The organism is Chryseobacterium nakagawai, from assembly GCF_900637665.1.
Lineage (GTDB): Bacteria > Bacteroidota > Bacteroidia > Flavobacteriales > Weeksellaceae > Chryseobacterium > Chryseobacterium nakagawai.
In genome coordinates this window covers 709,363-724,938 of the sequence record NZ_LR134386.1, presented here as the reverse complement: position 1 = coordinate 724,938, position 15,576 = coordinate 709,363, and the positions used below count along the sequence as shown (strand labels likewise).

The window sequence follows — 15,576 nt, the reverse complement described above, 5'->3', positions numbered from 1 at the left end:
TCAGAAGAATATAATGGTAATGATTTTAATTATTTTTTAGGAAGAAAAACCTCAGCAAGCATACATCTTGCACTTCCACCACCGTTTACTTCAATGGTATTTAAATCAGAGTAAATAATTTCGCAATATTTTTCAATGGCAGCTACTTGCTCCGAAGTTAAAGATTGATAAGCTGTCTGGCTCATAACAAGGAATTTTTCACCTTCTTTATTCTGAACCTGAAGCATATTTCCTGCAAACTGCTGCATTTGCTCTTCTGAAATTTCAACGATTTCTTTTCCTGAATTTTTAATGGCTTCAATCACCTTTTCTCTTTCCAGCTCATCATCAATACAGTCAAGACAAATAACTACAAACCGATCTGCCACACACATCATTACATTGGTGTGATAAATAGGAAGTCTTTCTGCACCCACCGTTTGATAAGAATGGAAAACTACTGGTGTAAAGCCATATTTTTCACAGAATTCTCTGAATAGATTTTCATCTAATCTCAAGGAAACAGATCCGTAAGCAATCTTATTATCGTGATCGAAGATCATACTTCCTGTTCCTTCCAGGAAATGTCCCTGAGTTTCAGGAAATGACCAGTCGTCAATTTCAGCAACTTCAAATCCCTGATCTTTGATACTTTCTATAATATCATCTCGTCTTTCCACTCTTCTGTTGGAAGCGAACATCGGATATAAAACCACTTTTCCATCTTTGTGGAAACTTACCCAATTGTTAGGGAAAATGGAATCCGGTGTATGAGGGTCTAATGTATCTTTTATGGTAATTACATTGATTCCTTTCTCTCTCAGCTTTCCAACAAAGGTATTGAACTCTGCTAAAGCCTTTGATTGAATATCAGAACCTGTCTGTTCTACCTGAAAGTAATTATTTTTTGCAGTTTCTGCGTTGTAACCGAATGCAATCGGTTCTATCATTAATACTGTATCTGTCGTTTGCATGTTTTTTGATTAAAAGATTGAAAAATTAAAAGATTGAAAGATTAAAACTCTCTCACTTTCAGACACTAAAACTCTACCGCTCAACTATTCTCTCACAAGCGGCATGGTAGAACATCTCAACAGGCCACCCATTTTAGAGATCTCTCTGTAAGGAATTTCTTCAACGGTCATTCCCCATACATCTCTTAAGTGATTGTTCATTCTGGTAAATGCTTTGTCTGAAACTACAACATCCGGAGAAATAGAGAAGATATTCGGAAACATTTCAAACATTTCTTCATCATTGATATGGAAACAGTTTTCTTCTCCGAAAATATCGATGATAAGACGGTAATCACTTTCGTCTACAAAACCGTTTTTGTAGATGATACATTTATCTTCTCCTACCGGATTGAAGGTGCAATCCAGATGTAAGATTCCTTCAAACGGAACTTTATCATTTTTCTTCAGTTCAAGATCAATGATTCTTTTCTTCGGAAAGTATTCTTTTAAAATTTCGATGGCATACTCGTTGGTCCTTGCCGTTTTATAATTTCTGTAATCTTCACTGAAGCAGGTTCCTATAAAAAGGAAATCATTCCATACAATAACATCTCCTCCTTCGATATGTGCTGTTTCCGGCAGGTTGATAATCTTTCTCCAGGCTACTTTTTCAAAAACACTTTTGTAGGCTTCCTGCTCATCTGCCCTGTCAACAATCACATTAGAAATGATCATTTTATCATCAATTACAAAGGCTACATCTCTTGAAAAGACCTGATTATAATCTTGGATAATGCTTGGACGAAGTACTTCTACGTCATACTTTTTTAAAACTTCTTCGAAGGCGTTCATCTCATTGATGATATCCACTTCCTTAGGATAAATGTTGTGTTCGATTGAGTAATATGACTTGGCGTCATAACTTTCCTCTAGCGTGGGAACAGCTCCCAATGAATTAGGCTGGCCTAGAACTACTGACTTCAGCCTTCCCGTTTCGTTTTTAATGTTTAGTCTCATAAAGATTTATGCAATACTACAAATATAAGTAAAGGACTCTATCTAGAAAACTTTTGGATTATTTTATGCCTGAAATTTGGCCTTCCTAAGTACTCTCTTCTAGCGAAATCCTCCCCCTATTCACTAAACCGTAGTATAAAGCATACAAAAACATCTACAACCTACTATATTTCATCTACATAAGAACGAAAAAATAGATTTTTTTTACAATTTAACATCCTACATTAGTGATATAATTTTCGCGGAATTATATATGCTAAAACTTTATTATTAACATCAAAAATCAAAGTCATGAACAAGAAAAATCCTGTGCTGAAAAATGCACGAAAATTAGAAAGAGACCAACAAAAATTTATTATTGGAGGTGAATTTACAGGGCCTAGAAAATGCTGTGAATATGATGATGTAACTGGAGCATGCTTCCTGTGGGTATGTAACAGATGTGGTTGTCCATAAAATATTTAGAAAGCCGTTTCATGAATTTTGATACGGCTTTTTTAATGCGTCTAAATCAAATTATATGTATAAGGGTTTTTGTAACAGTAACTTTCAATTTCACCTTTCTGAGTCGTACTCTATCTTCTTTATTTTATGATAAAAAATTGTTGAAATTCTATTTAATACAATACAACTTATTAAATTTCACATACATAATAATAAAAAATTCTTTTTTAAACAAAATAAAATCATATATTAGTGATATAATTTATCATTAAATTATATTGTTTAAAACTTAACTATCAACATCAAAAAATCAAAATCATGAACAAGAAAAATCCTGTGCTAAAAAACGCACAAAAATTAGGAAGAGAGCAACAAAAATCAGTAGTAGGTGGAATAGGAATCTCAGCAGGCAAAAGATGCTGTGAATGGGATCCGTCAGGAAAATGCACGCTCTATACTTGTGATAGATGTCAATGTCCATAAAAAATCAGAACTTAACTATCTATTAACATCAAAAACAACAAAATCATGAACAAGAAAAATCCTGTGCTAAGAAACGCACAAAAATTAGGAAGAGAGCAACAAAAATCGGTGATCGGTGGAATAAACAGAGAAAGATACTGCTGTGAGTGGAATGAAGATGGTAGCTGCAGAATCTGGACATGTGGTAACTGTGTTTGCCCTTAATAAAATAATAAACCTGCTTTTCCAAGCAGGTTTTCTTTTATCTTGCCCTGTTTTCTTCCTCTGTTCTCTGAACTTCTTTCACCTGATACTTTGAAACTCCGAAAGTATAACTCAATGAGAAGAAAAATCTACTGCTATCCCACCAATGCCTCAAACGATTATCCATAATCTGTTTATGCCTGAACTCCAGGCTCTGCTCATTGGAATCAAAAATATTATTATATCCCAACTTTGTATTCAGCTTATTATCCAACCAGGATTTTTGAATGGATAGATCTATGCTATAACGTGGTTTAATAATATAAAGGCTATTTCCGGTTTTGGATTCATAATTTGCAAATAGATTAACGGTATATCCTTTGGGTAAAGTAAAGACCTGATTTAACCTAATTTCATAATTATAGATATCTAGTGCAAAGACCTCATCAAGATAGGGTCTGAATTCGTAATTATAATATCCAGCTACCTGGCTAGTGATACTCCACCATTTTGTCATTTTTAAAGGAAAACTGGTTTCAAGAGAGGCAAATTTACGATAAGGAAGATTGGTTCCGAGATACTCCAGTACATTGGTTGCCGGATTATATATCGGATAACGGGCCATTACATCTTTTTCTTTACCAATGGTAAAGCTTGTAATCCAATTTTTATACCGATAGGTTGCTTTAATCTGACTGGTAAAAGAAGGTAGCAGATAAGGATTTCCAATCCAATAATTCAAGGGACTAAAGTAAAAACGAAAAGGATTAAGCTGTGAAAAAACAGGTCTTGTAATCCTCCTGCTGTAGGAAATGGAAAGTTCATTGGATTTATTAAAAGAATAACTTACACTGAAAGAGGGCAGCCATTCAAGGTAATTTTTTGAAACAATAGAATCAGTAGTAACGGCATCAGAAATACTCTGGGTATTTTCAGCTCTTATTCCTGCGTTGATCTGAAGTTTTCCGAATTTCTGTCTGTAAGCAACATAACCAGCAACTATCTTTTCCCTGTAAGAAAAGATATTACTTCTTGAAGGATCAAATATAAACTGGTTGTTCACAGATAAGGTATCATATCTGATATTATTGTTAGTTAATGAATGACTGTACTTAAATCCTGCTTCTATATCTGCATTTCCAATTTTTTGAGAGGCATCAATCTGTCCTGTATAAATATCAATTTTATTAAAAAGGTCAGATTTCCAATAGGATAATAATTCAGAAGATGGCTGATTTTTATTGATAAATTTATCTTTCTGTTTATTTTTTACAGAAAGATAATTGCCTAAAAAACTTATTTTAAGACCTTTATTTTGAAACGAATAATCCGTAGTTACCCCCCAATTATTCTGTGAATAATCTATTGGATTTAAGCTTTCGGTATTAAAAACAACCTGGGTTTCACTTTTATCAGTGGTAAATAATGATCCTGCTCGGGTACGGTCACTATCTCTAAAATTGCTTCTCAGATTTAGGCTCAATCTATTTTTAGTATTTAATCTGAAATCAGCTCCTGCCTGAATACTATATACCTGCCCTATATCTTTTTGGTTGGTATTGGTACGCATAACATTCGTATTGGCCAATCGCTGTAAAGCACTATACCGATAGGTGGAAATCCCATCATTTAATCCCACCTGCATCGTATAGGCAATCTTTTCTGTGTTGTATGACAGATTTAAAGCATTTTCTCTGTAATTGAACTTATTGATGTATATATTCCCATTATAATTTCCTTTCCAGCCGAGATTAGTGTTCTTTTTTAATCTGATATCAATAATTCCTTTAAATTCTGCATCATATTTTGAAGAGGGATTGGTGTTTATCTCAAGAGATTCAACCATTTCAGGAGACAGGGACAGGAGGTATGCTTGCAATTCCTGATTACTCATTACAGTAACTTTTCCATCTATAAAAATAGCCGGAGAAATTCTTCCTCCAATAAAAATCCCTCCTTCCTGATCTATGGAAACTCCGGGAGTTTTTCTTAAAACATCAAGCAAATGGGTGGATGTTTTAAAGTCTTTATTTCCGGAAATAGTCATCGTCAAATTTCCATCATTCAATTTAACGTTTCGCGGAGCAGATTGAATAACAACTTCTGAAATGTTTGTTGTCGGAGGCTTTTGTTGAGCAAGAGAATCTGATACCTTTTGTCCTGTGGTTTGCTGTGCATTACCAAAAACAGAAAGGAAAAGCAGTAACAGAAAGAACCATAATTTGATCATCATAATTTTTAAATTTTATGAGATCAAAAGTATTGGCTTGTTGCAAAAATCTGGTTTTGAAATTAAAATTCCGCAGTACGAAATTATAAATTAAGACTATGAAACCCAGTATCAGAAGGTGTTTGTGTTTGCTTGTATAAAAGTGGTGTTGTATTCTTTATTTTTTTGAATGTTGAAAAGAAAGTTGATTTTGAGTTGAATCCTACTTCATAACCAATCTCTTCAATTTTTAAATAAGAGCCATTTTCTATTTTTCCACAAGCTTCATTAATTCTGTATTCATTAATATAGGTGGAAAAACTTTTACCCAGATTATCATTTAACAGCTGGGAAAGCTGATGAGTCGATATATTCATTCTGAAGGCAAGGTCACTTAATTTAAGATTCGGATTTTTATAGAGTTCTTCTGCGTTCATAAGTTTTTCTAATCTGGAAACAAAATTATCCGCCTGCTCTTCGGAAATCTTTTTATTGGAATACCTGTTGCCGGGATCTTTTACCGGGATCTGCTGATCTTTTTTATTGAATAAAATTAAAAAATTAGCATACAGAACGAATGAAAAAACTAAGCTTCCTCCTGCACAATAGATTTGTACCCAACCTGTAGAAATCAGTTGGTAAGTCAAAAAGATAATCACATTACTGATCAGAACCGGAAGAACAAATTTGTTAGTCATTACAATACTCTGCTTAGAAAAAATATAATACTGATAGACTGTCAGACAAATAAATACTGACCAAACGGTGTATATAAAAGTTCCAAAATAATGATCTAAAGTTATTGGAAAGAACAGGTAAAGCAAACCAACAATACCTAAAATCACTGTCAGTATTCCAAATATCTTACGGCAACTTTTCCAATTAAAATGTTCTTGTTGAAATGATGACTTAATGTAATAATATAAAGTAGGCCCTGTAAAAAACAATGCTGCTAGTCCCAAATATGGTATCAGTCTAGGCAGATCAGGGTAAAAGTAAATACACACTGAGATTCCCACTCTTAAGCTAAGCATGAGCAAAAGAAGTCCGAGGAAAAAATCCGGTATATATTTCAGTTTTTTGACAAACAGCAGATAAATACCAAGCAGCAACCCATTAAAGGCCCCTACTGCACTAAAGAAAAAAAGCAACTGTTGTCCGAAGGTCATGGCTTATTTATTTTTCTAATATCAATTGTTCTATCAATAGAAACGGACTTTAGTCCGTTTCATCGATAAATATTATTCATTTGGCTTTAGCCGAAACTTATCTTTTTTACAAGAGTAAATTTAATAAATTATTAAATTGAATTTCAGACAGATGGAATATTTTTTAGGTTTTGGCTAAAGCCAATCCATTTTTTTTATTTCTAAACGGGCTAAAGCCCGTTTCTATTGAATAATAAGCATTGTGGATAATGTTGTTCGGGTATTTATAATGCCCCATATCCTTAGCCCCGATAGAAACGGCTACCCCGCAGCAGCTTTTGCATAGCATGGGCGCGAGGAGTAAAAGTGGATAGCGGGAAACAGCTCCTAACCATTAAAAAACAAAAAATCCCAAAGCAAGCCTTGGGATTTTGATATGGTAAAAGCAAATATTATCTGCTTGCGATATCGATATAGTTTCTTTCCTGAGCACCTTGGTAAACCTGTCTTGGTCTTCCGATTGGGTCTCCTTTCAATCTCATTTCTTTCCATTGAGAGATCCATCCTGGTAATCTTCCTAATGCAAACATTACTGTAAACATTTCTGTAGGAATTCCTAATGCTCTGTAGATGATCCCTGAATAGAAGTCTACGTTTGGATACAGCTTTCTTTCGATGAAGTATTCATCTTCAAGCGCAACTCTTTCTAACTGCATTGCAATATCAAGAGCTTTATCCTGGATACCTAGTGCAGTAAGGATATCATCAGCAGCTTTCTTGATAATTTTTGCTCTTGGATCGAAGTTTTTGTATACTCTGTGTCCGAATCCCATTAGACGGAAGCTATCTCCTTTATCTTTAGCTTTAGCCACATATTTAGATACGTCACCACCATCTTTCTCGATCAGTTCAAGCATTTCGATTACAGCCTGGTTAGCACCACCGTGAAGTGGTCCCCAAAGTGCAGATACCCCCGCAGAGATAGAAGCGAACAGACCTGTATGAGCAGAGCCTACCATTCTTACCGTAGAAGTAGAACAGTTTTGCTCGTGGTCAGCGTGAAGGATTAATAATTTATCTAATGCATTTACAACTACCGGATCGATTTCGAAATCAGCGTTTGGTAATCTGAATGCCATTTTGTAGAAATTTTCTACGTAGCTTAAGTTATTATCTCCGTGGTTTAATGGTAAACCTTGAGTCTTTCTGTATGTCCAAGCACAAAGATGAGAGAATTTAGCGATCATCAGCTCAGCAGCGTGATCCATTTCTTCTTTAGAGTTTACGTTAACGGCTTTCGGGTTGAATGCTGTTAAAGCAGAAGTCATAGAAGAAAGAACTCCCATAGGGTGAGCAGAACGAGGAAAAACATCAATGATCTTTTTCATCTCATCTGCGATGAAGTTATATTTTTTAATATTATTGTCGAAAGAAGTAAATTGATCCTGAGTAGGTAATTCTCCATGTAATAAAAGATACATTACTTCTGTGAAGTTAGATTTTTCAGCAATTTGTTCAATTGGATAACCTCTGTAGAATAACTCTCCTTTATCTCCGTCTAAGTAAGTGATGTCGCTAATAGTAGCTCCTGTATTTTTGTAACCTAAATCCAGAGTGATCAAACCTGTCTGGTCTCTTAATTTTGAAATATCAATCCCTCTGTCTCCGATAGTACTATCCACGATTGGATATTCATATGAATTACCGTCGTAATTCAATATTACTTTGTTGTCTGACATTATTTATTTATTTTTTTTAAATATACCACTTTCCATAAAATACGGCAAACAAAAATTATCGCTTGCCGTTATTTATAAATTCAATTATCTTTTTATTTTAAATGCTTCTAAACCTGGGAAAATTGCTGTTTCACCAAGAGCTTCTTCAATTCTTAACAACTGGTTGTATTTTGCCATTCTATCTGATCTTGAAGCTGAACCTGTTTTAATTTGACCACAGTTCATTGCTACCGCTAAATCAGCAATCGTAGAATCTTCAGTTTCTCCAGATCTGTGAGACATTACTGAAGTGAACTTGTTGTTCTGAGCCATCTGTACTGCTGCCATTGTTTCAGAAAGAGAACCAATCTGGTTTACTTTTACAAGGATTGAATTGGCAATTCCTTCTTTTACTCCTCTTGATAACCTGTCAACGTTAGTTACAAATAAATCATCACCTACTAACTGTACTCTGTCACCGATTTTATCCGTTAACATTTTCCATCCTTCCCAGTCATCTTCCTGCATACCGTCTTCGATAGAGATGATTGGATATTTAGCAGCTAGTTCTGCAAGGTAAGAAACCTGTTCTTCTCTTGATCTGTGCGCTCCTTTATCTCCTTCAAATTTTCTGTAATCGTAAGTTCCGTCTTTGTAGAATTCTGAAGCGGCACAGTCTAATGCCAACATGATATCGTCACCTGGCTTATATCCTGCCTTTTCGATCGCCTGAAGTAGAGTATCCAAAGCGTCTTCAGTACCATTGAAAGTTGGAGCAAAACCTCCCTCATCTCCTACAGCTGTAGAAAGACCTCTCCCTTTAAGGATTGATTTAAGGTTGTGGAAAATTTCTGTTCCTTTTCTCAATGCATGAGAGAAAGAATCAGCTTTTACCGGCATGATCATGAATTCCTGGAATGCGATAGGCGCATCTGAGTGAGACCCACCATTGATTACATTCATCATTGGAACAGGAAGAGTGTTTGCGTTTACCCCTCCTACATATTTATACAAAGGCATTCCCAGTTCTGCTGCAGCTGCTCTTGCTACTGCCAAAGAAACCCCAAGGATTGCATTAGCACCTAGATTTCCTTTGTTAGGAGTACCATCAAGCTCAATCATAATCTGATCGATATAGTTTTGTTCAAAAACCGGCTGACCAACTAAATTCTCTGCAATTACTTCTTTTACATTTTCAACAGCTTTCAAAACTCCTTTCCCTTGGTATTCTGAACCTCCGTCACGTAATTCTACGGCTTCATGCTCTCCTGTAGATGCTCCTGAAGGAACAGCTGCACGACCCATCGCACCGTTTTCTGTAAATACATCCACTTCAATGGTAGGATTACCTCTGGAATCTAAAATCTGTCTTGCTTCTATGTAAGAAATTGCACTCATTTTTTATTTTTTTAGTTTAGACAAATTTAATCAAAATTTAGCTTTTAGGGGTATTTAAGGAGATCTTTTTGAAATAAATCCAAGTTAAATTTTAGTTAATTTATATTATGATAAACTGGGGAATTGATAGGGTGGAATTATACTAAAAAACTCTCCGGATTATATGATCCGGAGAGTTGAAATTTGTGTTTGATATTCTTTTACCTATCATGTCTGTATTATAATTTCATTCTTCCTAATCCAACTAATAGATTCAGTGCCACAATAAGGTTACCTTTCTTTTCATAGTCTCCATTAAAGTCTTTTCCGAATGAGAATGTTAGCCTTTGGTTTTTAGCCAGCTCATACTCAAAATTAAGAATATATTTCCAGGAAGCTTCAAAGGCTGATTTATTCAAAATACTTCTATAAATACATTCCCCACTCAAAAAAAATTTATCATCAAATAGTCTGAATATTAATCGTGAACCCATATCTAAAGTATGCAGATTTTCTTTTTTCAATGATGGGTTTGCCAAAGATGAGTCCGGATTATATAAATATCTGGCCATAAAAATAAATGTTGAAGGATTCTTCTGCCAATTATAACCACCGGTAAGCCAAGCTCCAACTTTGGATATTTGTGAGTTATTGAATGTATTAGTTCTAAAATCAAGAACGGTTCCCATTGACATATCTAAGAAAAGACCAAAGCGTTCCAATTTAATGTCTTTTGCTATTTTTGTTATTTCCTGTATTTTTTCTTCGTCATCAATTACTTTTTTATGATAGTTCTCAATATCAATTCTAATTTCTTCGATCTGTTTTTCTAATTCTTTATATTCTACAGTATTTGTTTTTTCAGCATCTTCCAAAAGCCTTTTCTTGTGTAAAAGGGAGCTGTTGATACGGTCAAGCTCGGCTAATTCCGGACTGGTATTATTCACCCAGATTCTTCGTTCCTGTAACAATTGATGGACTTCGTGAATTTTATCTAATGCACTCATCGTTTCACTATTGAATTTTCCCCTTTTAATAGAAAACTTTATCCCGAAACCTATCCTTGATTTTTCTTCTATATTCAGATCTTCATCTGCTGCTATTCCTTTATAAGCTAAAGAAGTTACAAATGTCTGCTTAAATGTTGTAGCAAAATCAGTATTAGCTCTTAAATCCTGATAATTTCCATTCAATTTAAATGGTGCAAGATCAATCGCAAATGAAGTAGGTAAACTTGAAAAATTACTGGTTCCCTCTCTTAATGCAACCATGATACTTTTAAGATCTGTAGGTTTTTCAATATCAGAATTAGCAATTCCTAACAGATTGGCTCCTGGTGATGCCTGAGCTCTTAGTATATCTAAGTCTATTCCTTTCTCTTTTTCTTCCTGCCCAAAACAAAAATGTGAAAGTAAGAGAATGACTAGTACATAAATCAATTTTAATGTTTTCATGGCTATTTTTTAATAAAATGTAATATGATGTGTATATAATGAAACTCCGCCTTCAGTTTTAACTTCAGAAACATGGGTATCATCATAAATAACTTTTCCTGCATTTCTAATCTTTACAGTCAAAATAGTTTTATTGCTCTCTCTACTTACATCCTGTATAAAAGATTCTATATTCAAAACATGTCCAATAAGCTCGTTACATGTTCCTATTAAAATATTGTCAATAGATTCTTTAATGAATTTACTTTCCTGATTGGTTCTCAAAACCTTAAGTGTAGCGGATCCTAACTGCCCCTCCCCACCAAAGTAAATTGAAACAGTAATCTGAGATCCATCATCTGGAAGTCTTATATTTTTAGCAGCAACATATCTGCTGTCATTTTCCTGTGTGCCTGATACAACACTCCCCATCTGTAGTTCCATAATTTTAAGATTGAGTAATTGAGATTGGGTATTTATAATTCTTGTTAATTGATCTTTTTTAGTTTTCATGATTTTAGTTTTTTAAGTTTAATAATTTATTTTCTAGGGGAAGGAGATAAAAGGCCAGCTAAAGCTCCAATGGCTCCTGATGAAATGGTAGCAAAGATGGTTACCAGCTGACTGTCTGGTTCACCTTCACTCCAAAAGGAAAGAAGAATAAGTCCTGCGATAATGGCTATAATGGCCAAGCCAAGCATAATCACAATAATCCTGTAAATCCAGTAATCCGTGTCTTTGGGATTTCTTATTTCCACACTTCTGATGGCCTCTATAGGATTGGTTCTAAACTTCTCCTGAAGATCACTGTTGTTTTTCAAAGCAGTTTCTAAATCTTCAATACTGTCATTAATTAAAGTTTTCATGGCTATTGGTTTTATATATCAAATTTCCCTCTAAAAAATATACCTGTCAATTACACAAAAGGGTGATTATAAAACAAAACAGCACCATTAGAAATGGTGCTGTAAATAAAAATTATTAGTAATTATAATGTAACTTTGAAGATCAGATTATTTCCGGAACTTGTAGAGCATACTTTACACTCTCCTTCCGCTTCACTCATTCTTCTTTTCATATTTCTAAGTCCGTTTCCTTCAGTTTGTCCATCGGGAATACCGATTCCGTTATCCTGAATCTTCATTAAAAAATGATTTTGATTTTGAGAGAATGAAAGTTTTAATGTACTTGCCTGACTATGTTTATAGACATTGTTAACCGCTTCTTTTAAGCATAAAAAAAGGTTACGTCTCAGCTCTGTAGAAATGGGAGTATCAGAAATAATGTCTTCACATTCTGAATGAAGGACAATTTTTGTTTTCTTTAAAAAGTTCCCGGTATAAAGTATAGCATAATCAACAAAGCTTCCTAGTGTATCATTTCCTGAGTTCAGACTCCAAAGCATTTCACGCATGGAAATATTCATTTCTTCGGAAGTTTTCAGAAGTTCTGCGATATCATTCTTCAGATCTTCATCATTTGCTTTCTGTTTTAAAAATTCTGCCTGAAGCTTCAGTGCGGAAATACCTGCTCCGAGATCATCATGCATATCATGAGAAATACGTTCACGTTCCTGTTCTATGGATTTTTGTTTTTCGAGCTCTTTTTGGAGGAGCTGGTTCTCGTATTCTGCTTCCTGAAGCTTCTGCTCCTGTATAAAAAGCAGTCTTTTTTTATTAAAAAGATAGGTTATAAAAGCCAAGCTTATCACTATAAAAACAATGATTATACTTATTAAAAGTATGGTAAGCTTAATCTTGTCCGGCATAGCTATTTTTTTTCCATTTAAAATACGAAAAAGTGTATAAGATAATACAGATATAATTTCCGGCAATAAAAAGGATCTTGCTAAAGCTTAAAATACCTTTATTAGAATCATTAAAATAATACATGGGAACTGTTCTTAAAATAAAAAAGCTGGCCCAAACAATTTGTGAAAGACTGATCCAGTATAACGGATTATCTATAATCTTTGCACCATCAAAATAATAGTTTTTTTTCAAAAGCCATGACAATGAAAGAATGATATAAAAGAAAGAGATAATGAAGCCTAATTTCAAGTCGAAAATATTGTTCAGGAGATCTATTTTCAACACATAAATAAAGAATAAACACAGAGCCGAAAGAATAATTAAAAAAATATTCCAACGCTTTTTATCCCAATACAAATAGAGAAAATAGAACATTGAAAAAATGATATAAAAATTAAATCGTATAGCGTTAGGTTCATCTACCTTTATTATTTTTTCTGCAAAGCCCATGACAACATCTACTAATAAAGTAACTAACAGATATATAAAAAAGAAACTTTGGGAATAAAATTTCTTTCTTATTCCCAAAGTGAAAAATAATATTGTAAGCGTTAATAAACTACAACAATATATATAATAAAATACGGTTAAGGCCATAAACTGGTTATATCAGAAGGATTGCTAAAAGACATCTGTTTACCTTCCGGATCTTGAGTTTCAAAACAATATTGCATAGCGATTGAAAGCCTTCCCAGTCTTTTTTTATATTCAAGATCGAGAATTGATCCTTTTATTCTTTTAAACAGAATAAAACTTATTTTAACATATTTAAAAAATCTCCACATAGCAGAATAAGATTTAGAAATATTAAAATTAAATAGAGCAATATCATCCACCTCATAAGATACAATGCGGGTATTAACCATATTGGTTATTCTATCCACATAATCTCCAAGCCCCACCTCATAATTTTTCTTTTCCTTAAGAAAGTCAACGAGATCCGTTGATGGAATTAAATTATATACCGTGACTCCTCCATTCTGAACTTCTTCCAGACTATAGACTTCGTCGTCAGAGTCTAAAGAGATAATACTGTCAGATAAATGGATCATTAAAGAAATATTTTTATTTTTTTCAACAAAGCAGAAGTTTACATACTTTTTTGAAGATCTTAAAATAATCTGAATAAGCGCTGCGTCCACTATTAAAGAATCCGTAAAGGAAATTTCATTTTGGTTTTTTAAGCGCTTAAATTCTCCTGTAAGTTCAATAAAATCACTTTCTGGCAAAGGGCTTACGGCAAAAGCTTCGAGAAAAGATTTTGGCATTTCTTCAATGTTTTCATGAAAAAAAAGTTCTGATAGTTTGGTTTTCATAATGTCTTAGTTTTTAAAATGGTTAAATTTATTAATAGCCTCCACTTTATTATTGACGTGGAGTTTTCGGTAAATATTTCCCACATGCTTTTTAACGGTATCCATACTGATATACTTTTTATCAGCAATTTCTTTGTACAGCAATCCTTGTGAAAGAAGTTCAAGAATTTCTTTTTCCCGTTCTGTAAGTTCATCCAGTTCTTTAATTTCAGAACGTTTTTTTTCGAAATGCTGTAACACTTTTCGGGCGATAGAAAAGCTCATGGGAGCACCACCATTATAAACATCCCGGATTGAGGAAAGTATTTTGTCCATGCTTTCTCCTTTCACAAGATACCCCATAGCACCAGCTTTTAGAGAATTGAAAACCTTTTCATCATCTTCAAAACTGGTACACATGATAAACTGGGTGTTAGGCATGTCTTTTTTAATCTTTTCAATGATTTCAATGCCCAACATATCCTGAAGCTGGATATCCATCATGACAACATTTGGTGAAATATCGGGAAGGTTTTTCAAAGCATCATTCCCATCAAAGAATTGAGCTACTACTTTCATATCCTGTTGATAATTGATTACCTTCTTCAACGCATTGTTGTAGTTCTTCTCGTCTTCTACTATCGCAATGGAAATGCTCATGTCATTATTATTTGAAACAAATTTCAACAGAAAACAGATGGGAGTCAATTACACCTTTGTGTAATATTAAAGTTTGAGTTTAGAGTTATGGTTATTTTTTAGTCCTATTAAAATTAATTATTTTTCCATTTCAAAACTATATTTTTTTAATAAATGTTAAATACCCCATAAAAGCATTAAACTGAGAATGATTTCATTACTCTAAACCAAGAAGAAAAAAAAGCAAATTACTTGTAAAAAGAGCAAAAAAATCATCATCTTGCAAGGCATGATTTTTGTAAAATTAAAAGGTAAAAATCATATTGAATTCAAATAAAGTAATCATGAAAAAAAGTCTTTTAGCACTAGGTGCTGTACTTACATTAAGCGTAATCAGCTGTAAAAAAAGTGAAAGCGGAAATAAGAGTATCATTAAAACAGACAGCTCAGAAACGCTAATTACAGATCACAATGGAAAGGTTGATTCGATAGATCAAAGCTCAACTATAGTTGATATCAATGGTAAAAAATACGAAAAAACAGATTTCGTTTATAAAGCGACAGATGGTACTCTGGTAAAGGTTGTTTTCAAAAATGATCCGAAGGAAAGTACTGTAGCAATTACCAGTAACAAAAAAACATTTACTTTGCCTAAAACAGACACCAAAGGTGATGAAACCATCTATAAAAAAGATGACATGACTGCAAGGGTAAAAGGTGATAGTCTTCACCTTGAACAAGGCGGTAATATTATTGAATTAAAAAGAACTAAAATATAAAAAAAAGCTGTCTATTAGGCAGCTTTTTAATTTGACTCTCTTATTTATCAATATTTAAAACAAAATTAGGAATACCTATATAGCATAAAAAAAAACCATCCGGAT

Annotated in this window: 15 protein-coding genes; 2 read left to right on the top strand and 13 right to left on the bottom strand. The window is 33.7% G+C overall.

Translation table 11 applies throughout. The annotated features are described in order from the left end of the window. Window positions 1–29: 29 nt before the first annotated feature. Window positions 30–953 (bottom strand): citrulline utilization hydrolase CtlX, encoded by a 924-nt coding sequence (ctlX, locus tag EL260_RS03335; protein ID WP_123858843.1) that lies wholly within the window; start codon window positions 951–953, stop codon window positions 30–32. Between the two features lie 84 nt (window positions 954–1,037). Then, window positions 1,038–1,952, bottom strand: coding sequence for a dimethylarginine dimethylaminohydrolase family protein (locus EL260_RS03330; RefSeq protein WP_123858842.1), 915 nt, complete (start codon window positions 1,950–1,952; stop codon window positions 1,038–1,040). Between the two features lie 291 nt (window positions 1,953–2,243). On the opposite strand from EL260_RS03330, the gene EL260_RS25450 reads away from it, so the two are divergent. Next, on the top strand, window positions 2,244–2,408 hold the full coding sequence (locus EL260_RS25450; RefSeq protein WP_164464412.1) for a hypothetical protein: 165 nt from the start codon (window positions 2,244–2,246) through the stop codon (window positions 2,406–2,408). Between the two features lie 712 nt (window positions 2,409–3,120). Here EL260_RS25450 and EL260_RS03325 read toward each other — a convergent pair. The 11 genes from EL260_RS03325 to EL260_RS03280 all read right to left on the bottom strand — a co-directional run bounded on the left by EL260_RS03325 (window position 3,121) and on the right by EL260_RS03280 (window position 14,713). Continuing rightward, window positions 3,121–5,295, bottom strand: coding sequence for a TonB-dependent receptor domain-containing protein (locus EL260_RS03325; protein WP_123858841.1), 2,175 nt, complete (start codon window positions 5,293–5,295; stop codon window positions 3,121–3,123). A gap of 80 nt (window positions 5,296–5,375) precedes the next feature. Then, window positions 5,376–6,440, bottom strand: coding sequence for a helix-turn-helix domain-containing protein (locus EL260_RS03320; RefSeq protein ID WP_123858840.1), 1,065 nt, complete (start codon window positions 6,438–6,440; stop codon window positions 5,376–5,378). A 163-nt stretch (window positions 6,441–6,603) separates the two neighbouring features. Next, window positions 6,604–6,768 (bottom strand): hypothetical protein, encoded by a 165-nt coding sequence (locus EL260_RS25445; protein WP_164466594.1) that lies wholly within the window; start codon window positions 6,766–6,768, stop codon window positions 6,604–6,606. A gap of 103 nt (window positions 6,769–6,871) precedes the next feature. Continuing rightward, window positions 6,872–8,158, bottom strand: a complete 1,287-nt coding sequence (locus tag EL260_RS03315; protein WP_123858839.1) for a citrate synthase — start codon at window positions 8,156–8,158, stop codon at window positions 6,872–6,874. A gap of 84 nt (window positions 8,159–8,242) precedes the next feature. Then, entirely contained in the window at window positions 8,243–9,535 is a 1,293-nt protein-coding gene (eno, locus tag EL260_RS03310) for a phosphopyruvate hydratase (RefSeq protein WP_045491082.1), read from the bottom strand. Between the two features lie 218 nt (window positions 9,536–9,753). Then, window positions 9,754–10,968 (bottom strand): hypothetical protein, encoded by a 1,215-nt coding sequence (locus EL260_RS03305; RefSeq protein ID WP_123858838.1) that lies wholly within the window; start codon window positions 10,966–10,968, stop codon window positions 9,754–9,756. A gap of 9 nt (window positions 10,969–10,977) precedes the next feature. After that, a complete protein-coding gene (locus tag EL260_RS03300) occupies window positions 10,978–11,460 on the bottom strand; it encodes a hypothetical protein (RefSeq protein ID WP_123858837.1) in 483 nt (160 codons plus the stop codon). A 26-nt stretch (window positions 11,461–11,486) separates the two neighbouring features. Next, complete coding sequence (locus EL260_RS03295; protein ID WP_123858836.1) at window positions 11,487–11,813, bottom strand: hypothetical protein; 327 nt, start codon at window positions 11,811–11,813, stop codon at window positions 11,487–11,489. Between the two features lie 122 nt (window positions 11,814–11,935). Then, complete coding sequence (locus EL260_RS03290) at window positions 11,936–12,715, bottom strand: sensor histidine kinase (protein ID WP_123858835.1); 780 nt, start codon at window positions 12,713–12,715, stop codon at window positions 11,936–11,938. A gap of 630 nt (window positions 12,716–13,345) precedes the next feature. Beyond that, on the bottom strand, window positions 13,346–14,074 hold the full coding sequence (locus EL260_RS03285) for a hypothetical protein (protein WP_123858833.1): 729 nt from the start codon (window positions 14,072–14,074) through the stop codon (window positions 13,346–13,348). 6 nt (window positions 14,075–14,080) lie between these two features. After that, window positions 14,081–14,713 carry a response regulator gene (locus tag EL260_RS03280; RefSeq protein WP_123858832.1) on the bottom strand — a complete coding sequence of 211 codons (633 nt, stop codon included), beginning with the start codon at window positions 14,711–14,713 and terminating at the stop codon, window positions 14,081–14,083. Between the two features lie 323 nt (window positions 14,714–15,036). Between EL260_RS03280 and EL260_RS03275 the strand changes: the two genes are divergently transcribed. Then, entirely contained in the window at window positions 15,037–15,471 is a 435-nt protein-coding gene (locus tag EL260_RS03275; RefSeq protein WP_123858831.1) for a hypothetical protein, read from the top strand. Window positions 15,472–15,576: the final 105 nt, after the last annotated feature.